Here is a 22,700-nt window from a genome sequence, read left to right as displayed (position 1 = left end):
CGGCCTGATGGCCGAAAAACAGGCCCGCAAAGGGCCCAAAGGCCGCGGCACGGCTGGACTTGTTTGCAAATTGGCTCTATCAGGCCGCCTCAGCACATCTCAAAGCTCATTGCGCAGACCTTCCCTAGCCCGAACATGCGGCAACTGCAACTACTTTTTCTTTTCGTGCAGTAGAGCAGGCTTGAGGCGCCTCGCCGTCTGTACTATCGAGTCAATAAAGACTCTTGAGTCAACTCTGTAATCTGCCAATCCGCGACCCGCATCACGGCAAAAAACGATCAACGTTACCGGGAGAGGATGAGATGCGCAAATTTTTCACCCTGTCCTAAACAGCTGTGAGCTTTTGGTAGATAACTCAACAAGAATAGGTGTGGCGCAAGCCATGTCGCGGCGACTTGGGGAGGATTCGTGCCAGCATCAAAGAACAATTTCCTGGACCATTTCCGCTGGCTTCGCAAAGCTTGTTCGGAAAGTGGCGTCGAATTTCTGGTTGTAGGAGGGTCGATGCAGGCCTTGTTGCGCAAGGATGAATTCCACTGCGTGCTTTTCCCCCAATTCCTGGCGGTGGTGCAGGGTGTGAGCCAGTACGTAGCTACGCTGACCGACGAGGCCTCGCATTTCGCGGGCTGGCTACCGTATCGGCATCGACGTTGGGCAGAGTCAACGGACAAGTTGCTGTTTAAGCAGCTTGCACAACGCGCGGGCCTTGCTGTTCCGCCGTGGTGGGCTTTGGCCGACGCTGACGTGCCCGATGTGCTTGTCAAGCGTGCAAGGTCGTCTTTCGGTGCGCAGATCAAGGGGCCTTATCGTCGCAGCGATGAATGCGCCATAGACATCGCACAAGGGGAGTACTACGAGCGCTTTATTGAGGGCCGTCTGCTTAAAGTCTGGTACTTTGGTGATAAGCCGGTCGTGCTGGAACTTGACGAGCTACCCAGGCTAGCCTGCGATGGTCGTGTCTCGGTGGGGGAGCAGTTCGATCGCAGAGCTCGGCTCATAAGGCGCCGTACGCCGGAGGAGCAAGAGCGGCTGCGACATCGACTTGAACCGGTATTGAAGTACCAGGGCTACGAGCTAGACGCCGTACCGCCCAGGGGAACACGACTGGTTCTTGAGTTTCGCTACGGATCTGAATTCATGCGTCCGATCGATCGCCGCGTAATTGACCTGCAGGCAGCCATCGGCGACCGGTGGGAGCCGCTGAGTAAGGCGGGGCCACATTTCGCCAGTGCGATTAATCCGATCGAGCGCGCAGGCACCGTGTTTACCGTCGATGCGGTGCTTGACGCACAGGGGGAATTTTGGTTTTTGGAGATGAACAGCAACCCGACTGTTCATCCGCTTGTTTATCCGCACTTGATTCAGAGTTCGCTACCACGATCAGTCCTCACCTGAGCTGCCAGGGGCGCACCTCGGGTTGCAACTGCTTGCCTTTAGTCAAGTTTTAAAAGTGGTGTCCATGTTCCGTACTGAGTAGCGCAATTCATTCACCCAAAGGTGACCTCGTGATCGTTTCTACAGCGTTGCAAGTCGCAGGAATGACATAGGCCGCTTTCGCGTTGCTTGACCGTGATGGTCATGCTTTCACTTCCGCTGTTGATGGACACTGTGCCTGGTCTGACGCTGGAAGCGCTTGCGATAGAGTATGTATTGTCGCCTCCACCCGCCGTATGTCGGCCAGGGTGCGTATGATGGAAATATGGCGCAGGAGTCTGATCCGTTCATTTTCGCTCCATGCCAACAACTGATTTGATTGCGATACGTCCTTGAGCACCTGTCGTGCAGCATCTTCTAGAGCAATTTCCTGTGCGGCGGCATACCCATTCAAGAGTGCTATCTCGTTCTCATCGCTCGTCGTGCCTGGGAATTGCAAGAATGCCTTGGCTGCCCGATAGCGGCGCTCGCTGATGTCGGAGTGGGCGATGCAGTCAGTTTCTTCAGACTTTCGTAGTTTATTGATGTGCTGCACCAGTAACGTGCGTAACCGCGCTTTCTCGTGGCACAAATGTACAGGCCCTAGAGGGCGATCAACATCTATGGGGACGGTATTGGCTACCGGATAGCGACATGTCCTCGAGAGGGCTGGGTAGGCATCCTGCAGTAGCGACTCTCTTACCGCCAGAAGTGCTTCTTGGGTTCTCGCACCCTGGATGGCGACCGTAAACTGTTCAAGCACTTGCTCGGTTTCTTGGAGAACGTGCCATGTATCCGCGGCTTTGCATATGATCAACTGAGCTGCTTCGAGCAGCGACAGGCCACGTGCAAGTGCGACGCCATGCAAGAAGCCAATATCTCCACATTCCTCTGGCTGTGCAATATAAGCATTTGCCTGACGTAATTTCTCTGCCCGGATGCTCGCACCTAAAGTGCCTTTAGGGGCCTGGGATGCTCGCACGGCATTGATCTTCTCCAGCAAGATGCGGCGTAATGCCTTGCGATTGCTTTCCAGAAGCAATTCTTGCTGGGGTTTGGCTGCTGGCGTTTGAGCGTCGATGAACACGCCGCCATTGAACCTCCATCGCCAACAATTGCGCAAGGTCATCCCCTCAGGAAGGGGGCCGTGAAAATGACTGATGTAATACCAGTCCCCTTCCATTGGTGGTTGGTACTCGATATCATCGGTGAAGTACACCACGCGGTGCGATTTCACCTGCGTTACCAAGAAATAGGAGGAAGACGCTTGCACAGCTAAATCAGGAAGTGGCGTGCTGTCGGATTGAGGAGTTTGCACTGTAGAAATCATTTATTTTGTATACCTTCAGCCCAGAATGGTTGCTTGCAGCCGCAAGCAGTGGCATGCTGCCTACGTACCCTACCGTGGGAGGTTGTTCAAACGTAGCGCCGATGGAGCCTTCCCAGACCTTAACTCTCCGGTCCGGGTCGAATACCGCCAAATGACCTTGCCGGGACAAGGCGATGAGGTAGTTGCCAAATGCAATCGGTGCCCAGCAGCCCGGGCTGCGCAATCGGGATAGCCATTCAATCCGGCCGTCGGCCAGCGCAAAAGCGGTGAGGTGACACGTGCCATCGAAGACAAATACATGGGCGCCTTGCACATGGGCGAATTGATGTCTCGAGGCCTTGCCATAGGTTACCGTCCAAAGTGGTTGACCCGAATAAAGATCGTTGCAAAGCAACTGCCCATTCTCGGTGGCAGACAGTACACGGCCCGACGAAACCGCAGGCCTGCCTCGCACAAGACCATTGGTCTGTTGTTGCCAGCGCAGATCGCCCGTGTCTGCGTTCACACAGACCAGACTGCCATCATTGCAAGAAGCGATTACAGAGTTGCTGTCAGCGTCGTATGCCGGACTGCCTGGAGGCCAGTAGCGGTGATGAAACTTCCATAGCGTCTGGCCTGTTTCCCAGTTGAGCGCATACAAATGGCCATGGGGATTTCCGGCGTTCCATTGCTCCGTGTTGATGAAGAGCCGGCCATGTTTAATGTCCAGCGCGGGAGTCGCATGTACGCTGGAATCCTGCCGCCAGCGCCATACCACTTGGCCTGTCGCCATATCTAGGCGGGTAATGGTCCCGTCGTAACAACCGAAGACCAGGCTGCCATCCGCACCTTGCAACATCTGCACGATACCTTTGGTCGGTTGCGCCAAACTTTCGTAAACCCATTCAATATCGCCGCTGGCTGCGTTGTGTCGCCACACTCGCGACCGGTCATCCGCAACAAAAACCGCCCCTTCAGCGATAAGGGGTACGCTCTTGTAAGGGTAGGTCGTCTTTCTATTGAGTTCCCATCGCCACCAGAGCGGCTCTTCAACGAGCGCCGGGTAACTGCCCGTCATGGTAGGTGGCCGGGCATCGAAGCAGTCGCGAGACAAGCCGATATCATGTCGTTTGAAAAGCGACACTACGGGAAATCGGCTGACCGATATTTGGCGCGAGCCAAGCGGTTGCCACATATCGAAGAACAAGGCCATTGCGCGGATATCGAGCAAATGACCATCGGCTGCAAGGGCTTCCTCCACGAGCGCTAGTGCCGAACCTGCGCGCATAAAATCATCAAGAATTACGGCGCGTGCACCCGGGGGCTGACGCTGTCCCTCGACCCATTTGCGGAGGTTGTGATCTTTGCGACTCTCGCGCACCATTAGTACAGGAAGATCAATGCCGTCGGCTAACGCGGCCATTGCAGTCGCATAGAGCAGCGGCGTTGCGCCATACCCCGGGCCGACGAGAACCTCGGGCTCAAATGGGCGAACGAGCTTCCACATCAGGCGTCCAGCCGCTGCCGCGTTGCTCGCCCGCGTCAGCATCCGGCGGAAGTCAAACACCACATGCTGGCTGAAATGAATCGCCTCCGTGTAGATGCTCTGGCGCAGGCTTTCCCAATCGGGGTCCCCCTTTGGGGGGGAATGTTTTACATACATAAATACTGTACTACCGCAGTGAGACGATCAGATACGTCAGCCTTCGCCGCCTTCGCCTTCGCCTTCGCTGCCACCGCCGCTACCTTCGGATTCGGAGCTCTCGGAGGATTCGGAGCTCTCGGAGGACTCGGAGCTCTCTGTCTCGGCTTCAGTCTCCGTCTCTGTCTCCGTCTCTGTCTCCGTCTCTGTCTCCGTCTCTGTCTCCGTCTCTGTCTCTGTCTCTGTCTCTGTCTCTGTCTCGCCGCCTCCGCCCTCACCGCCTCCGCCCCCAAAGAGCAGGCCAGTCAACTCGGCCTCATCTGGTATTGGTAGCCATAGGCCGAAGCCTTGGGGAGGTAGTTGGGTCATTCCAGAATTGCTAAGCACTCCCATCGTATTTCTCCTTTCGGGCGGGCGTCGTAAGTCGTTGGGACTGAGGATGCTCGCACCCCTACGTTGATAAGAGCGGATAGCATAGCTATGCGAAATTTGGTTGGAGTGGTTTTTCTCATATTGTCAGCACGGCTTTGGAAAAAAATCTCCATCAATGACTTTTTCGCAACGGGACATGAAGTGCAAGGAGGAAGGCTCTAAACCAAAGTGGAACATCGCAGATAACTTATGCGTCGTGTGGGATGTGAGGTGATGAGATGGAACCGCAAAAATCATTTCCCCTTGGGTAAGATCCGCATAGCACACGCATGAGCGCGCTGGTTGACCTGCCCGATCCCCCCGCAATCGTCATCATCCTGATTGCCCGCCGGCATGGCCAGCTGCTGGGGCTCGGTGGCGCCCACGATGCGGCTGGGATCGTAGGGCGCGAAGGTCGAGGCGCTGTTGTGCACACCGCCCACCTTGGTGGGAATGTTGAGCACCTGGCCCACACGCAGCTCCGAGTCATTGGAGAGGCCATTGGCCGAGGCGATCTCATACCAGAGATCGGCATCGCCATAGGCCGCCTGGGCGATGCCGCGCAGGGTATCGCCGGCACGCACCGGATACTGGCCGGTGGCAGCGGCCGGATAGGAGCCCGTCACCGGCCGATACGCCGGGTTGAAATCCCCCTGCTCGGTGAACATCGGATTGCCCTGGTCATCCTGCGGGTTGGAGCGATCCACCCCGCTGCCGTAGACGCCCAGGACCTCGCCGGCGACCACCAGCTCGCGCAGGCGATGCACCCCGACCGAAGGATTGCCCTGGGTATTGAGCAGCACATGGCCCGAGAAATCGTTGACCAGGCGGCGGCTGGAGACGGGGGAGGTGGAATCATCCACCCCCACCAGCTGATTGTTGGCGCTGTAGAAGAGGGCGGTCACGTTCGCGCGCCAGATTGTGGTGTCGCGTGTCCGCGCGGCCTTGCGCCAGTGCTTCAGGCAGATCGGCTATCCCCAAACTGTGCCAGTGGCTGCTGTGGCATAGCTCCGTCAGGGGGGCATGCCGTCCGAAACGCGATTGGTGCAACAGAGCCCTTTGGCAGCTATCAGCAATTACGGTTTACTGCTTTGGTTTCTCTTGAGCCAGTAGTTGATTCCGTCTTGAGCATAGTTCTTGAAACTCACGAACATTTCGTCAAAGTCGGCGAACTCTTCGACCAAGCCGTTAGCTGTCGCATCCCGGATGATTGCATAAATCCCAAACGCTATCCCCTCTTCATGGCCCGAGCAGTTCTGCAGGAGTTGATAGAGTCCTTGCCATCCACTCAGGGAGCGAAGCCATGTTGATAGCCCTGCACAAGAACGCCCGCACCACGCCTGCCGTGCGTGCCGAGATCGCGGCCAGCCACGAGACGGCCAGCGTCCTGGCCCAGCGTTTTGGCATTACCGAGCAGACGGTCTACAAGTGGAAGAAGCGCGAGGTCTTCGGGGACCGTTCGCACACGGCCCATCATCTGCAGACGGTGCTCACGCCCGCGCAAGAGACGGTGGTGGTCCATCTGAGGCGAACCCTGCTGCTGCCGCTCGATGACCTGCTGGCGGTCACGCGCGAGTTCATTTGCGCCCATGTCTCGCGCTCGGGCCTGGACCGGTGCCTGCGCCGCCATGGAGCGGGCAACCTCAACGACCTCAAGCCCCGCGAGCCGGCGGTAGTCCACAAGGCCTTCAAGAGCTACGAGCCGGGCTATGTGCATGTGGACGTGAAGTACCTGCCGCAGATGCAGGATGAGAGCAGCCGGCGCTATCTGTTCGTGGCCATCGACCGGGCCACGCGGTGGGTGTTCGTGCAGTTCAAGACCCACAAGACAGCGGCCAGTGCCAAGGCCTTTCTGAACGCACTGCACAAGGCCTGTCCGATCAGGATCAAGAAGCTGCTGACCGACAACGGCAAGGAGTTCACGGACCGCCTGTTCGCCGGCAAGGAGCGCGAACCCAGTGGCCAGCACGAGTTCGACCAGCTGTGCCAGGAACTGGGCATCGAGCACCGGCTGACCAAGCCCAGGACGCCCAGAACCAATGGCATGGTGGAGCGCTTCAATGGCCGCATCGCGGACGTGCTCAAGACCCACCGATTCAACAGCCGCGAGGACATGCAGCAGACCTTGCAGCGCTATGTGGCCCTGTACAACCACCAGTTGCCGCAGTCAGCGCTGGGCAGCAAGACGCCCATGCAGGCCATGAAAGAGTGGTACCACGAGCGCCCGGATCTGTTTCTCAAGCGGCCATATGATCGTCCGGGATGCGACATGTAGACCTTCTTTAAGCTGCCTCAAAACTTAAATACTTTATCTTGGTGGAATCATCAAATGTCACGACAAGTTTTGCCTTTGTGTTCGGCAAAGAATACTTGCTGTCATGCAAGTCTGATTCCATTGGGGTCCCCAGCACTTGATGAATCTCCGCTTGCGACATCCCTCTCTTGAGTCCCAGCGGTAGAGCACCTGAAAATGCTGAAAAATTCCGTGTAGCTTGAATGAATATCTGAACTGCAACTACATGGTCGTCTTCAAGGAGTAAGTCAAGCCCTCGCTCGCGAGAAATCAAATACTGGCGAGACGGAGGATCATCCATCACTTCGTTAAGGCCTAATCGTGCAGCTACATCGACAACGTCTGATGAGCTTCGATGCTGACCCAGAAGGGTTATAAATTCGGTCATTAATCACAGCCCTAGATTTCTAAAAAATTCCGTAATCGACTGCTTTGTTGAAAGCCGACTGAACAACTGTTGATTAAGCTCGTTGAGTTGATTAAATGATGTCTCAAGGCTTAGGGGATCATAACCCATGCCGGGCGCGTTAGCCAGATGGACGGCTTGGTCTTTAGTCGCCGCCGAACCGAGGTTAAGCGAGTCCGCCGCAATTTGAGACGGAGTATTAGCGCCAAAGTATGTTCGACCCGACGCGTGCAAGTCTTGAGCAACGATTACTGTATTCGTGTTATCGCGAAGGGCGGCCGCTTCATCCGGATTCAGCCTGCGTCCGAGCGTTGTTTCCACGTTCTGACGAATTGCGGCGTATGAAGGAATGTGGTCTCCAGTAAGTGCATCACCGACCACTGCCCCAGCCTTGCTTTCACCGTACGTCATCACGTTGCCGAACTGCACCGGAACCTTGCCACCGGTTTCATTTGCCACATTTCCAAGTGTAGACGCCTCCCGAGCCGCATTCGCCAAAACCCGGTCCACAGCCGCCGCATCACCCAACAGATTGCGTCCCATGGTGCCAGCAAAGACCAGCGCCGCCTTGGCTCCACCGACAGCGAAGTTCTCCTGCGGCCAAGCCTGCGCCGCTTTCCCGGCCCAGCTGTTATTGAAGTCATCGATCAGTTCCAGCCCCTTTCCAATCCAGCCCTGCGGCTGCATCGATTGGGACGCTGGCACATATGGGTATCCGCCCGTTGGAATCATGTCTACCGCAGATCCGGCGACTTGCTGCATGCCGCCCACATGCCACACAGGCCCGCCTTCAGCGGTTCTGCCGCTCCAGGCGCCCGCTTGCAGCGAGTCCCAGTACGCGCGCTGCTCGGCTGCCGCGATGGTCGCCCGATTGCTGCTTTCAGCACCGATCAAGCGACCGCCCAGGCGTGCACTGCTCATGTCATCCAGGTCTACATACAACTGCTGGCCCGGCTGAACCAGCGGCATGCCCTTGCCGTCGAACGAAAGCTGGCCGCTGCGCGCGAGCTGGCCGTACATCGCGCGCTGCTGCTGGTCGCTGAAGCCCATCGCCTGCATGGCTGCGAGCGGACCTTGACCTCTTCCGATGGTGATGGTGCGACGGCTGCCGTTGTATGTGTCGCTCGCCACATCCATGCCGTTGCGATCATCTACGCCGCCCACATTGGTCGCCGCCAGCGATTCGGCAGCACGTCTGGCCATGATGGCGTCGCTCTGCCCGATCCACTCCTGGCTGCGCCGTGCGTCATAAGCGTTGTCGCTCTCAATATCCGAGCCGTTCCGGTAGTCCACTGCAGACCAAGGCCCTTGACCTTGGGTCTGAGTGGTGGTCGAGACATTGGCCAAGCCTTGCCCCAACACATTGCCGAACGCATCCGTCGCCACCTGCGTGACACTGACCCGGCCACCCCGCATGACCGCGGTGGTCAGCGCAGCGCCGGTGGCCGACAGCACGCTCTTGCCCAGATCGAAGCCATTGACCTGCGGGTTGTAGTTCATGGCCGAGTTGATCTGCGCCCCCACGCCCGCACCGACAGCGGAAGCGGCCACCTGGGTCCAGCTGAAACGATCCTGCAGGCCGAGGCTCACGCTGATGCCCTGGCTGACCGCGCTGCTGACCGCCTGGCGCAGGGCCGCATTGCCGAAGGTGCTGCCCACATCGGGCAGCAGATTGGAGCCGCCCACCCCTTGGGTCACCCCCGCACTGACAGCGGCCAGCGCCACCTGCTTCCAGCTGAAGCCATCCTGCGCGCCGATGGCGTTGCCCACCACCTGGCTGGCCACCGAGCCCGCAGCGCCCGCGAGCGCCGCACCGGTAAAGCCCAGGGTGCCGCCGCCCAGGGCGCTGCCGCCGGCGGCAGCCACATCCAGGAAAGCGCCGCTCGCGCCGCTGAGCGCCCCAGCCGTGTACACCGTGACCACCACGGCGACGGCGATCATGATGACCTGCCCGATCCCCCCGCAATCGTCATCATCCTGATTGCCCGCCGGCATGGCCAGCTGCTGGGGCTCGGTGGCGCCCACGATGCGGCTGGGATCGTAGGGCGCGAAGGTCGAGGCACTGTTGTGCACACCGCCCACCTTGGTGGGAATGTTGAGCACCTGGCCCACACGCAGCTCCGAGTCATTGGAGAGGCCATTGGCCGAGGCGATCTCATACCAGAGATCGGCATCGCCATAGGCCGCCTGGGCGATGCCGCGCAGGGTATCGCCGGCACGCACCGGATACTGGCCGGTGGCAGCGGCCGGATAGGAGCCCGTCACCGGCCGATACGCCGGGTTGAAATCCCCCTGCTCGGTGAACATCGGATTGCCCTGGTCATCCTGCGGGTTGGAGCGATCCACCCCGCTGCCGTAGACGCCCAGGACCTCGCCGGCGACCACCAGCTCGCGCAGGCGATGCACCCCGACCGAAGGATTGCCCTGGGTATTGAGCAGCACATGGCCCGAGAAATCGTTGACCAGGCGGCGGCTGGAGACGGGGGAGGTGGAATCATCCACCCCCACCAGCTGATTGTTGGCGCTGTAGAAGAGGGCGGTCGAGCCCTCGGTCACATTGCCCGAATCGAGATTGGTGTTGACCGTGTGCGTGCCCTGCTGCTTGTAGCCCTCCAATGTGCGCAGGGCGATCTCCGTATCGGTGACCACCGTCCCCTGGCTGGAGCCAGCCACCGAATGGGTGAAACGCAGATTGCCGGCCGCGTCATAGCCGGAGGTGCGGGACGTGGTCGTGACCGTGGTGTAGACCGGAGCGCCGGACTCATCCACGCCCGTCTGCTCCTGGTGGGAGGAGGTGACCACATGGCTGTACTCGGTATCGCGCACGCGGGCGGGATCGGAAGCGGCCAAAGTCTCATTGACAGAATGCTGCACCAGGACCCGGCCGGCCGCATCGTAGCGGCTGGTGACCGTGGTGGCGCCGGAGAGATCCAGGTTGGCGCCCACCAGGGCCTTCAGATAGTCGGCCGGCAGGGAGCCGCCCGGGCCGGTCTGCACCACGCGGCTGGCGCCGTCGTAGTAGCGACGGTCCAGCACGATCGCCTCCTGGAAGCCCAGGGGCGTGGGCTCCATGTTGCTGCCATTGGGAATCCGCGCGGCATAGGCGCCGGTGGAGACCTGGGACAGCCGGTTCATCGCATCGTAGGCGTAATGCTGGGTGATGGCCCCGGTCTGCTTGGCGTAGCCCGTGAAATGCACGCCCGGGGTCGAGCCATCGAGGGAGGCCGACGACGCGGGCAGGGCCATGGCGCTGGCACCTCCATCCCCACCGTCACCACCACCCCCGCCATCGCCGCCGATGGGGTTGGAGGACTCGTCCACCGCGTATTCGGGCACGACCTGCGTGCCCCAGGACGTGTCGCTGATGCGGTTGCCGTTGAGGTCATAGGCCAGCAGGTGGCCTTGCTTGGCGGTGACGTTGCCCAGGTTGAAGCGGTTGCCATCGACGGCGCCGTCGGCCAGCACCTGCCGGTTCATGCTGTCGTAGGCGTACCAGGCTTCCTGGGCGCTGGCGCCCGCGTCGGTGCTGAAGTCCGTGTGCTGGTGGATCTTGTTGCCCACGGCATCGTATTGCAGCGACATGCTGAGACCAGCTTGCGCGTCCTGCACCCGGGACAGGCGGCCCAGGGTGTCGTACTCCATGCGCTGGTTCTGGTAGACCGCGCCCTGCTGGGAGGTCTGCTCCAGAACGCGGTTGCCCATGGCGTCGTAGGCGTAGCGGGTGTGCTGGTCCAGCCCGCTGCTGGTGCTCACGCCGTCATAGCTGTTGTCGTCGATGCGCACGATCTGGCCTGCACCGTCGTAGCCGAAGCTCTGGTCCATGCCGCGGCTGTTGCCCTGTGCGATGAGCTGGCGGGCGGTGTCGTACTGGTACCAGTATTGGGCTCCGCCGATGTCGGTATGGCCCTGCAGCTGGCCGAAGACGTCATAGGTCCAGGTAGCTTGCAAGCCATTGGGATCGACCTCGGCGATCTCGCGGTCATGCACGTCGTAAGCGGTGGAGGTGACGAATCCGTCGGCGTCGGTGACGGAGATGACGTTGCCGCGGTTGTCGTACCGATACTGGGTGGTGCCCCCGGCGCCATCGGTCTGCGAGGTCTTGCGGCCGGCCGTGTCGTAGCTGAAAGTCTCTGCGACCCCGTAGCCGATGTCCTGCAGCTGGTTGTTGCCATCGGCCTGGTAGCGGTCGATGCCTTCATGGATGACCGCGGTGACGCGGCCCATGCCGTCGCGTGTGTAGCGGGTGACGTGGCCCATGGCATCGACCAGGCGTGACTGCTCGCCGAAGGCGGTGTAGTCGTGCTCGATGGCCCCGCCATCCGCGTGCAGTTCCCGAACCAGGTGGTCGCCGGAATCCCAGACCTGGCCGCTGACATGGCCGTTGGCGTCACGTACGGCCACCTGGCGTCCCAGGGCGTCGTAGTAGATGCTGGTGACCGGACTGCCCTGGCTCTGCATGCCGTTGCCATCGGGCTGGGACTTGCTGATGACCTGGTTGCGGTCGTTGTAGGCGTATGTGGTGACCCAGGCCTGGGTGCGCGGATCGGTCTGCGAGAGCGTGTTGCCCCAGCGGTCGAAGGTCTGCAGGATGACTGGCCGGACGATGTCGGAGCCATCCCCCAGCGCGCGCTCGGGCAGCGTCTGCCGGACGACGCGGCCTAGCAGGTCGACCTGCATGTCGGTGCGGCGCAGGCCGGTGCGTTGGCCGGTGCTGGCCTGGTCTGCAGCCTGGGCGTTGGCAAATCCCAGAAAGCTGGAGTCGTAGGTTCCTACGTCTTCGGTGCGGCCTGCGCTCTGGATCTGGGCCGTCTGGTGGCCGAGCAGGTCGTAGAGCATGACCTTGTAATTGCCGTCGCCTGCATTGGTGCGCCAGAGGTGGCCGGTGTTGTCGTAATCGAATTGCTCGTAAAGGTAGGGCCCATTGTTCGTGGCGTTGCTGCCACGGCTGGTCATTTCCCCGAAGGCATTCCATTCGATGCGGGTGGACACCGTGCCGACTGCCGTCTGTTGCTGGATGCTGATGCTTCCGTCCTGGGAGACGCTCGTGGAGGCGGGGGTAATCATGCCCGTCTGCCTGCCCAGGCGGTCATAGGTGAACTCGGTGAACAGCACGTGGGCGCCGTCAGGGTCGTAGACCGTCTGCCAGGTCTTGACCAGTTGGCCGCGCGCGTTGTAGGACATCTGGTTATAACCGCCGCCTGCGTCCTGCACTGCGGTCACGTGTCCATGGCTGTCGTACGCCATGTAGGTCACCCGGTCTTGAAGGGGGCCGCCATAGCCGCCGCCATAGCCGCCGCCATAGCCGCTGCTGTTCTCATCCTGTGTGACTGAGGAGACCGCATAGCCGAATTGGTCCGCATAAGCGGCTCCGGCAGCCCGCTCTATCCTTGTGACTACGTTGCCGAAGGCGTCCCGCAGGAATTCCACCAGCGGGATGATGCCGTGGCCGTCGCTGGTGCTGGATCTGCCTGGCGAAGCGATGGCCCGCACCCTGCCGAGTACGTCGTAATAGGTATATGTGCTTTGACCCAGCGGATCGGTCGTGCGCGTGAGGTTGCCGAGGCTGTCGTAGCCGTAAGTGGTGGTCAGGTCACCCACGGTGCTCGACCCATCCGACTGGCTGCTGTAGCGCACACCTACACGTGTCTCGCTGATCTTGCGGTTGCCGAGGTCATAGGCATAGCGGGTGATGCGGTCATCCTGTGTCGCAGGCGGCAGCGAGGCGTAGCCTTGTCCCTGAGCCGCGGCTGAGGGTGCGGTGCTTGCATACTCCCGTTTTTCCGTCAAATTGCCGGCGCCATCGTAGCTGTGGGTGGTGACGTAGCCCAAGGCGTCGACCGTCTGGACTTCCTGGCCCCGCTGGTCGAAATAGTGACGTGTCGTTGCCCAGGTGCTGCCTGCCTGGTCGGCTTGGGCAGCGCTTTGTACCAGCTGATTGAAGGCATCGTAGGTGTTGCGGACCACGGCGCTGGCCTGGTAGTGCCCGCCCATGCCGTCGTTCACCCAGGTCGATGGCTGGACGATGGAGACGCTGTTGCCCCGCTGGTCGTATTGCGTCTGGATGGTCCGATCGAGTGAGCTGGTGTTTATGGCTGGCGAGAAATGGTCCAGGCCGAAAATTTCGTAGCCGTTGACACCGCCGAGTACGAGTTGAGGGAGGGGGACTGCCTGCGCATAACGGGTCAGTTCGGTGATGTCGCCGAAGGTATTGCGCTCCATGTGGGTGACGTAGCCCATGGCATCGACGCTATCGACCTGTCGGCCGAGTGCATCGTAGGTCTTGAGGCTCAGGCTGCCAGCGGTGTCGATGCCGCCAACGGCATCGCCGAAACTGTCGTAGATGACTCGACTGACGAGGACTCCGTACGTCTCGAATCTCGCGCTGCTGTATTCGCCACCGTAAGATCCGATGCCGCCGCCATAGGCTCCGCCGTAGCTGCCGCCGTAAACACCTCCGTACGGGTCATAGCTGCCACCGTAAGCCCCGCCATAGGGGTTATAGCTGCCTCCGTAAACACCGCCATAAGGCCCACCGTAGGGGGCTTGAGGGTTGATGGGATCACTTGCCGCTTGATATATCTGTACTGGCGCAAAGATCGTTCTGACCTGACGGCCCAGTGCGTCATATTCATACCATGTGGTGCGCTCCTGGTATGAGCCGGCAGCCTCGGTCCGTGCGACCATGTTGCCGAGCGCGTCATACTGCATGCGGGTGACGATCTGGCCGCTTTCGGACGTGTAGGGCGTGGTTTCCGTCACCAGGCGGCCTGCCGCATCGTAGTCATAGTTCCAGGCGTAGTCTTGCGGATTGTGGAAGCTGACTTTGTTGCCCGTGCCGTCGTATTGGTAGGTCTCGTAAGAGCCACCCGAGTTCGATGAGGCCTTCAGGTGGCCAGCCTGGTCGAAGCTGTAATACTCGTTCTGGTCCACCAGCCCGTCCGAGGTGACTGCACCGGCGACTGTCCATGCATTGGCATCTTCCGCGATGATGGTGACCGCGTGCATGAAATGCGTGCGTCCGGTGACTTGCCCGAGCCCGTTGTAATAGCTGTTGGTGACGTAGCCCAGCGGATCCACGGTCACTACTTTGCGCCCAGCGGAGTCGTAAGCCGCCAAGGTGCGGCGGTCGTGCGCGGCATCGGCGGAAATGGCCTGCTGCACCTGCGTGGCCGTGGCTTGCTGGGCCAGCGGGGCTTGCAGTGCATTGGCATAGGCCGTGGTCTTCCAGACATTGCCGGTACCGTCGTAGTCGAACCGGGTGGCGTATCCCTGCGCGTCGACACTCCAGACCTGCCGGTCGGCACCGTCATAGACGGCGTGGGTCGTGCGGTCTTGCTCGGATGAGGTGACTGTGCCGAGGATCGTTGCTTCGCTCGCTGCGGCGCCATCCCGTGTCGGGGGGGCGATGCGGTTGGCATAGGCGGTGCGCATCACGGCATTGCCGTTGGCGTCGTAGACCGCACGGCTGACGCCGCCCATTGCATCCACGGTCACGCTCATGCGGCCGGCGGCATCGTAGGCGTAGAGCGTGATGCGGTCGGTTGCATCGGTCGATACGCTGGCTGGCGATGCGTCTGGGCTTACGCGGGTGTGGTAGGCAATGCGCTTGACGAGGTTCCCGTCGGCGTCGAACACCTGCTGGGTGACGTCACCCATGCCGTCGGCGCTCCAGGTGAGGCGACCTGCGGCGTCGTAGACCTTGCGTGAGGAAGCATCCACGTCAGGCTGCGCGAGCGAGGCAGTGGCCGCTTGTACGCTGGCGATGGTTGCGGCTGTTGTCGCGGGTATGGGGGTTGCGTAGGCGACGCTGGCGACGGTGTTACCGTTGGCGTCGAACGTCCGCGCGATGACAGACACCACCGTGCCGTCGCCGGTGCTCGAGAGGCTGTAGACAGGGCGGTTGAGCTGGTCGTAGACGGTACGTGTTTCCTGGTCGTGTGCAAGATCCGGAGTGACTTCGGGCGGGTTGGTGCCCGGAAGGCCATTGACAACGACGCGATTGGCATAGCGGATGCTGTCCGTGACGTTGCCGTTGCCGTCGTAGCTGTACTTCACCGTGTCGCCGGCGGCGTTGATGGTGTAGGTCAGGCGACCGTCTTTGTCGTAGAGGCGCCGTTCCGCGGTGTCTGCTTCGCTGCTTTGCAGGCGCGATTCGATCGCACCAGCATCGACTGCTGTTCCGAGCCCGTCCAGGTAGATGGCGTTGGCGTAGTGCCGCACCAGCGAGAGGCGCCCTTCGGCGTCGTATTGCATGGTCGATACGCCGCCAGCGCCATCGACGGAGATGGCGAGCCGGTTTTCCTTGTCGTAGACCCGGCGCGTGACGTTGCCCTGGGCGTCGGTCGTGGCGACGACGTTGCCGGCCTTGTCGTAGGTGTAGCTGGTGGTCAGGGCCAGGCCGTCGCGATCGACCGTGGTGCTGATGCGGCGGCCCATGGCGTCGTAGGCGTACTCCGTGACGGCCCCGCCTGGATGGGTGACGGAAAGCACATGCCCAGCCAGATCGTAGGCATAGCGCGTCGTCAGGCCGAGACCATCAGGGTCCACGGTTTCCGTGAGCACCTCACCGCGATCGTCATAGGTTCTTTCCGTTACGACACCACGGGGGTCGGTGGAGCGTATCTGCTGGCCCTTGGCGTCATATTGGTAGTGCGTGGTGAGTGCCAATCCGTTCGGATCGACCGTTCGCGTCAGGAGTCGGTTGGCGGCGTCGTAGCCATAGGTGACGACGTTGCCATTGGCGTCGGTGGTGCGCACCAGCCGATGCGCTGCGTCATATTGGCTGCGGGTCGTGCTCAGCGGGGTGCTGGTAGCCAGCAGGTTGCCGTCGTGGTCGTACTGGTATGACGTGGTATTGCCATTGCCGTCTACGATGGTCTGCACCTGTCCCTCTCGGTTGCGCAGGGTGCTGACGGTGACGTTTTCGGGCGTGGTCAACTTTACGCTGCGAGCAGCAGTGTCGTAGGCGTAGCTTGTGGTAGCGCCTAGAGCATCGGTCTGGGTGAGTACCCGGCTGAACGCATCGTAGGTGTAGACATGAGTGGCGTTTGTACGGTCCTGCTTGACGATGGTGCGACCCAGCCGGTCGTACTGGTAGGCGGTAACGTTGCCACGCGCATCGGTCGCCTGCACCAGTCGGCCGAAGGCGTCGTATTGCGCACTGCTGATCGCGTCCACTTCCGTGACGTCTGCTTCCTCAGTGATTTGCTGGCCGCGATGGTCGAAAGTCGCAAGGTCGCGACGTACTATTCCGCTTTGCTGAGCTTGCTCCGTCGCGATGCGGTCTCCGAAGGCATCGTATTCATAGCGGGTGCTGCTCCCCAGGGCGTCGGTAGCCGTCAGGAGCCGGCCATTTGCGTCGTAGCTGTTTTCCACGCCGCTGTTTGCGGCGCTGGCCAAACGGGCGGCGTCGAATAGCTGCGTCGCCTGGCTGCTGGCTGACAGCAGGCCGCCCTGCAGGGCGTCGAGATCTGTGGGGGTCAACTGCGTGGCATATCGCGCCGTGGCGATCACGCGGCCCAGCGCGTCGTAGCGGGTTTCCTCGATCGAACCGGTCGCATCGATGGTGTATCGGGGGCGTCCCACATCGTCGTAGAAGAACAATGTCCGATGGCCCGCCGCATCGGTGCTGCTGGTGCGACGGCCTGCGGCATCGTAGGTATGCCGAATGCCGAACTGGGTCCAGATGGCGTCGATCTCGGACTGCGTCTGGCTGCCGTCGAGAAGTGCGCTGCCCTCGCCGGACAATTCGCCAATCAGGCGGCCTTGCACGTCGTAGCGGGCAGTGGATGAGCGCTGGTCGGTTGTGCCGAGGGCGACGGTTGATTGCGTGATCCGGCCTGCGCTGTCATAGGCGAACCGGGTGATCGTTCCTTCTGCGTTGGTCTGCGTCGCGAGGCGGCCGAAGGTGTCCCAGGTGTTGGTCGACACATGATCCTCGGCGCTGGCCTGCGGGCGCAGCGACGCAAGTGTGGACGTTCCGGTCACTGGGGCTTGTGCAGGCTGGGCATAGCGGATGGTGGAAGCCACGTTGCCGTTACCGTCGTAGACAGTTTCCGTCAGATAACCTTCGGCATCCACTTCGCCCACCACCTGCCCGCGAGCGTTGTAGAGTGTGTAGGTGATCAGGTCCGACGCGCTCGTGGGCTGCAGCAGTTCCGCCTGGGAGCCGTTGATCTGCGTGGCATAGGCGTCGCCGCGGTTAGTTACCTGCGTTTTGTAGGCAATCGACTGCGTACGCTGACCGGCGGCGTTGTAGATGTATTGGGTCGCATAGCCTTCGGGGTCTATGGTGACGGAAAGAAGTCCGTCCTCGGTGTAGATGTGGGACGTTATGCGGTCTTCTGCGGAGGCCGAGGGAAGTTGCTCCAAGGTCGCAATGGTGCCGCTGCCAAGTAATTGTGCGTCGAGCGGTGTGGCCTGCTGCGTCACGGACAGGATGCGCGAGGCGCCATCGTATTGTGTTCGGGTGACGTAGCCGAGCGCATCGACTTGCGCGGCAAGGCGCCCCGCATCGTCGTACAGACTCCAGTTGTTCTGATCTTGATTGGACGCAGTGGGACGCAGGCTGTCCAGTGCGGGGGCAGTGGGAGCGCCTTGAGCATCCAGCAGAAGTGAGGTTTGGACCTTCGTTGCGTAGCGGATGGTGTGTGTTTGCTGCCGCGCGGCGTTGTACACATATTCCGTCAGTTCGCCTTCGGCATCGATGTCCGCGACCCGATTGCCGGCTGCGTCGTAGAGCATCCACGCGTGACGCCCTGTGGCGTCGGTGGTCATGAGCAGGCGGCCGTCGGCGTCGTAGTCGTATTTCGTCGAGCTGAGGACCGCATTTGCGCTGGATTGCGTAACGGAAACCAGGCGTCCGGCGCTGTCGTAGGCTGAAGTGGCCACCAGCCCGTTGGCGAGCGTGACAGCGGTTTTGCCGCCAGCATCGTCATATTGCATGACGGTGGTGATGGATGGTCCGCCGTTGGGGGCCTGGGTTGTTGTGGAAAGCACGCGGCCCAGACCATCGTAGACCGTCTGAGTCACTGTGCCGCCGTCGGGACTGACGGTCTTCAGGAGGTTGCCGCGAGCGTCGTAAACGAACCGTGTCGTGGCGCCGGTGGACGCTACGCCTTCGCCCGAGGTATCCACGGCCCCATACATCGTGCTGGACTGTAGTTGGCCTCGGAAGTCGTAGGCGGTGTCGGTCCGCTGGATGCTCGTCTGATCCTGTGCAGCCTGCCAGGTCTGCATGTCGGCTTCACTGGGTACCGCACCCAAGTCGAGTTGGCTGACGTCGTAGATCGCCGCCGCATAAGTAATGGAACTCGTGCGCTGACCCTTAGCGTCGTATCGGAATTCGGTCACGCGACCGTCTGGGCTCAGCACAAACCGCAACTGGGTTTGATTGGCCGCTGAATAGACATACCGGGTGGTGGAGGGGGCTGCGGCTTCTGTCTGATTCTTGGCTGCAACTGCGTAGACGGTTTCCGTAAGCAGTTGATTGCGATCGTTGTAGCTTCTGGACAGAGTGTCGCCAGCGCTGTCCTTCTGCTGCAACAAGTTGCCTTTGGTGTCGTACTGCAGGGTGACGGTGCGACCGACCCCATCAGTTACGTTCGTCACCTCGCCCAGAGCGGAGTACGTATATCCGATGTGCGTCAGGCCTGCGGGGTTGGCCGCCGTGACGCCCTCGTTGACTTGCAGCAGTTGCCCCTTGGAGTCGTAGTGATAGGCCGAAGCCACCCCAAGCGAGTCGGTTACCGTGGTGGTGCCTGCCGTGCTGTCATAGTCGAAATGGGTTGTCGCATCGTTTCCATCGGTCACTGTCGCGATCCGGTAGATGCCGCTGTCGAGCACGTATGTGAAGTGCATCGATGTGCCATCGGACTGCGACAAACCCGCTACACGCATGCTGTCGCCATCGTAGGTGTAGTACGTGGAGTAGGACGAACTACTGCTTGCGTTGCCAACCGGATCAAGATTGAGCGTGACGGTGGTGAGCCGGTGCAGGTTGTCGTATGCGTAGGTAACCTGATGGCTCACGCTACCGTCCGCCAATGTATGCGTGATCCCGGTCAAGTCCCGGTCTGTATATTGGTAGCTGACCGTTTCGCCGCTCGCAGTCGTGACCTGCGTGAGCAGGTTGTCGGCATTGTGCGAGAACGTGGTGGCATTACCGTTTGCATCGACTGCCGAAAGAATCAGCCCAGCTCCATCTCCTTCGTAGACTTCGGTATCGCCGCTCGTGCCGCTTGTCCATGTGTATGTGCCATCTGAATTGGTTTTGATGCTGCCGACGGCGCCTCCGTGGCTTCTCGTCTCCTGCCAAGTCTGGCTGGTTTCGCTCCAGGAAAACGTGGCACTCGAGCCGTCCGCTTCGGTTCGCACCAGGTCATCGCCCACCTTGACCACGGATTTGTAAGGGCCCCATTGCCAGCCGTCAGCATCGGTGAAACTCGTGGTGCCTTGGCTGTTGTATGTGCGCAGGTCGATGACGTCGCTGTTGCCCGTCCCCATCAGGGCGCCATCACGTCCTTGCAGGACAAGATTGCCATTGGAGATGTCAACGAACGTGCCGTCTCCATTGCGCCCCTGAGCAGCATTGCCAAACTGTCCCCGGTTTCCCAGCAATGCCAAAGAAGTTAGGTTGAGGCCGAGACTGTTGCCGCTGACGATCGCTACCATGGCGGGTCCCCGAGGTTTTGTGTTGTACCGAATGACCTGCCATAGAGCGGAATGACAGGCTGCAATTGCTGAGTTATCCAGCCTGGCAGCCTTTGTGTTTAGATTCGCAAATAAAAATCTTTGGATATTCGAAGCAGGCCCTAAACATGTGCCACTGGCTGCAGATAACTCCAGCATCAGTCCACCACAAATCCATGGAAGCGGCGCATCTGATGGGTAAAAAGATGCAGAACATCGTCCGGTTATGAGAGACCTTTGCCTGCTCTTCCCCTCATGTCTTGGTCGTGCATGAAAACGGGACGATGGATGCGCCTCGGTTGGGCGCGGAGGTCACTCATTTCGCGGGCCGGCTGCTGCATCTGCCGAAGCAATGGCCACTGCCAGTGGATAGGGTTGTTTTACGCCGACATGCAGGGCACGCCGGGTTTGGAGTGCTGCCGGCCTCATTTGGCGGTCATGCGGAGCTTGACGGTGCGCAGGCCAAACGCGCTGCTTCCTCTGTCTGGGCATCAATGTGTAGTCGGTACGCAAGACTCTTCCAGCAGCAGACCTTCACGCATTCGCAGTACGCGATCCGCCATAGCGAAGTACCGTTCGTCATGGCTGATGACCACCAGCAGATGCCCACGCTCTCGCAGCTCTGGCAACAGTTCGGTGTAGAACATCTCCCGGAACCGCGGATCTTGATCTGCCGCCCATTCGTCCAGCACGATGACCGGCCGTTCTTCAAGATAGGCACGCAGCAGTGCTAGTCGCTTGCGCTGCCCCGCAGAAAGGTCAGTCGTGCTTAAACGACCGTTCTGGACGGAGACCTTGCGCCCCAGCCCCAGCCGCTCGAGATGGTGCGCCGCCCGTGAATCTGGCGGCGACGCCTCCTGCCCCACGGCGACCACTTCATCGAAGAGGTGGAAGTCAGACAGCACCGTGCTGAACAACTGCCGGTAGCTCTCCTGGGTCTGGGATGTCACCCGCTGCCCATCCAGCAGGATCTCCCCACCGGTGGGCGCATACAGGCCTAGCAGCAACTTCATGAGCGTGGTCTTGCCAGCGCCGTTGTCGCCACGATGAAGACCAGCTCACCTTTGCGCAGCTCCAGATCGATCGGACCCAGCGCGAAGCTGGAATCCGTTGGCGTGTCTGCCGCAAACCGGTACGTGACTCCCCGCAGTTCGATGCGCTCCATGGCCGCCGGCGCTGGCGCGATGGTCTGCTCTACGGTCTCGCTGCCCATCCCGCGCTGCGCGAAATACCCCCGCAACTCCTCGATCCGTTGCAGCGCCACCCGCGCCCGTCCGAACGTCGGCAACCCCGTCGCGATCTGATCGATGGGGCCTTTGAGAAACAGCAAGATCAGCACGAACCCACTGAGCACCTCGGCCTGAATGTCCTGCCAGGCTCCCCATGCCAGTACCAGAGCGATCAGCAGAAAGAAGATCGCCGCCCCGAAGGCTTTCGCCAGCACGTAGATGTTGACCGCCTGGCCATTGGCCGAACGGATCGCATCGACAGTCGCCGTGATCTGAGCCAGCAGGCGTGCCCGCCGCTCCCGATGCAGCCGAAGCTCCTTCGCCCCATCGCTCAATGTGCGGTAGTCCCGGTGCAGGTGCTCTTCCTGTCCTCTCGCCGACCAGAACCCTCGCATCCCCCGCGCCTGTGCCAGGACTTGCAGGCCGGTGCCCACCACCAGGGCCGCCAGCATCAGCCCGAACAGCCCTGGCGACAGCACTGACAGATACAGCAGGCACCCCGTCGTCACCGCCGCCGAAATCAAAGTCGCAGACAGTGTGAAAGCAAAGTGGCTCACGATCTCCACATCCTGCGTGAGCACCGGCAGTAGCCGGTGACTCCCAAACCGTTCCACGGCCTCCAGGGGTGCATGAAGAATGTCCGCGGCCAACTGCTTGCGCAGCTGCGCCACGATGGCCTGACCCACCCGATTGGTGCCCACGTCCGACATCCCGCGGCCCAGCAGAGCCACGCCGCACAGACCCAGGTAGACCCACAGCATTGATCCTGACAACGCAGCGCCATCGTGCAATGCGGCATTGACCGTCGCCAGCAAGCCCACCGTGGCTGCGCCGGCGCATAGGCCCGTGAGAACCGACACCGAGATCCAGCCCAAGTGCGGACGCAGCAGGCAACGCAGATTCATGACCAGCGATGGCACCGGGCGGGCTGTGTGGCGTACTAAGAGCGGCTAACAAAAGCCTGTCATCGCCAAGCGCGGGATGCGCGTTGACGGTGCATGGGAAAGAAAAGAAACAAGGAAGTTAGCGCGGTGTTGTACAAAAAGATCAAGCCGTTGCTACCAGTCGTGAAGCCTTCGCCCAAGGGAGGCAGACCGCGACTGAGTGACGAATTGGCCCTCAATGGCATTCTTTTTGTGCTGCGCACGGGCATCCCCTGGGAAGAGCTCCCCCAGGAACCGGGCTGGGGCAGTGGCATGACTTGCTGGAGGCGGTTGCGCGATTGGCAGGCTGCAGGGGTGTGGCACAACCTGCATCTGGCTTTGCTGGGCGAGTTGCGCAATGCCGACAAGCTCGACTTCAGCCGG

The 22,700-nt window shown here is 60.8% G+C and carries 10 protein-coding genes; 3 read left to right on the top strand and 7 right to left on the bottom strand.

All coding sequences use genetic code 11. The features are described from left to right. Positions 1-408 precede the first annotated feature (408 nt). On the top strand, positions 409-1,395 hold the full coding sequence (locus JHD63_RS15975; protein ID WP_198971795.1) for a hypothetical protein: 987 nt from the start codon (positions 409-411) through the stop codon (positions 1,393-1,395). 181 nt (positions 1,396-1,576) lie between these two features. Here the strand turns inward: JHD63_RS15975 and JHD63_RS15970 are convergent, their stop codons facing one another. The 3 genes from JHD63_RS15970 to JHD63_RS25020 all read right to left on the bottom strand — a co-directional run bounded on the left by JHD63_RS15970 (position 1,577) and on the right by JHD63_RS25020 (position 5,680). Beyond that, positions 1,577-2,731 (bottom strand): hypothetical protein, encoded by a 1,155-nt coding sequence (locus tag JHD63_RS15970; protein ID WP_198971794.1) that lies wholly within the window; start codon positions 2,729-2,731, stop codon positions 1,577-1,579. Further along, a complete protein-coding gene (locus JHD63_RS15965; RefSeq protein WP_198971793.1) occupies positions 2,694-4,385 on the bottom strand; it encodes an outer membrane protein assembly factor BamB family protein in 1,692 nt (563 codons plus the stop codon). The genes JHD63_RS15970 and JHD63_RS15965 overlap by 38 nt, the downstream gene beginning before the upstream one ends. 644 nt (positions 4,386-5,029) lie before the next feature. Then, a complete protein-coding gene (locus tag JHD63_RS25020; protein ID WP_198971792.1) occupies positions 5,030-5,680 on the bottom strand; it encodes a LysM peptidoglycan-binding domain-containing protein in 651 nt (216 codons plus the stop codon). Between the two features lie 398 nt (positions 5,681-6,078). Here JHD63_RS25020 and JHD63_RS15955 point away from each other — a divergent pair, with 398 nt between their 5' ends. Then, positions 6,079-7,050, top strand: coding sequence for an IS481 family transposase (locus tag JHD63_RS15955; RefSeq protein ID WP_198971791.1), 972 nt, complete (start codon positions 6,079-6,081; stop codon positions 7,048-7,050). A 7-nt stretch (positions 7,051-7,057) separates the two neighbouring features. Here JHD63_RS15955 and JHD63_RS15950 read toward each other — a convergent pair whose 3' ends face one another. The 4 genes from JHD63_RS15950 to JHD63_RS15940 all read right to left on the bottom strand — a co-directional run bounded on the left by JHD63_RS15950 (position 7,058) and on the right by JHD63_RS15940 (position 22,313). Then, a complete protein-coding gene (locus JHD63_RS15950; RefSeq protein ID WP_198971790.1) occupies positions 7,058-7,456 on the bottom strand; it encodes a hypothetical protein in 399 nt (132 codons plus the stop codon). 3 nt (positions 7,457-7,459) lie between these two features. Beyond that, a complete protein-coding gene (locus tag JHD63_RS15945; RefSeq protein WP_198971789.1) occupies positions 7,460-20,146 on the bottom strand; it encodes a LysM peptidoglycan-binding domain-containing protein in 12,687 nt (4,228 codons plus the stop codon). 509 nt (positions 20,147-20,655) lie between these two features. After that, the gene (locus tag JHD63_RS24085) at positions 20,656-21,177 is read right to left on the bottom strand and encodes an ATP-binding cassette domain-containing protein (protein ID WP_233168258.1); all 522 of its coding nucleotides are present in this window, start codon (positions 21,175-21,177) and stop codon (positions 20,656-20,658) included. Continuing rightward, on the bottom strand, positions 21,174-22,313 hold the full coding sequence (locus JHD63_RS15940; protein ID WP_370590542.1) for a cyclic peptide export ABC transporter: 1,140 nt from the start codon (positions 22,311-22,313) through the stop codon (positions 21,174-21,176). The genes JHD63_RS24085 and JHD63_RS15940 overlap by 4 nt, the downstream gene beginning before the upstream one ends. Before the next feature lie 78 nt (positions 22,314-22,391). Here JHD63_RS15940 and JHD63_RS15935 point away from each other — a divergent pair. Next, positions 22,392-22,700, top strand: a 309-nt coding sequence (locus tag JHD63_RS15935) for a transposase (RefSeq protein ID WP_233168257.1), incomplete at its 3' end; no start/stop codon positions are given.

It is taken from the genome of Xylophilus sp. ASV27 (assembly GCF_016428875.1).
In the GTDB taxonomy this organism is placed as follows: domain Bacteria; phylum Pseudomonadota; class Gammaproteobacteria; order Burkholderiales; family Burkholderiaceae_C; genus Xylophilus.
This window is presented reverse-complemented; position numbering and strand designations above follow the sequence as displayed.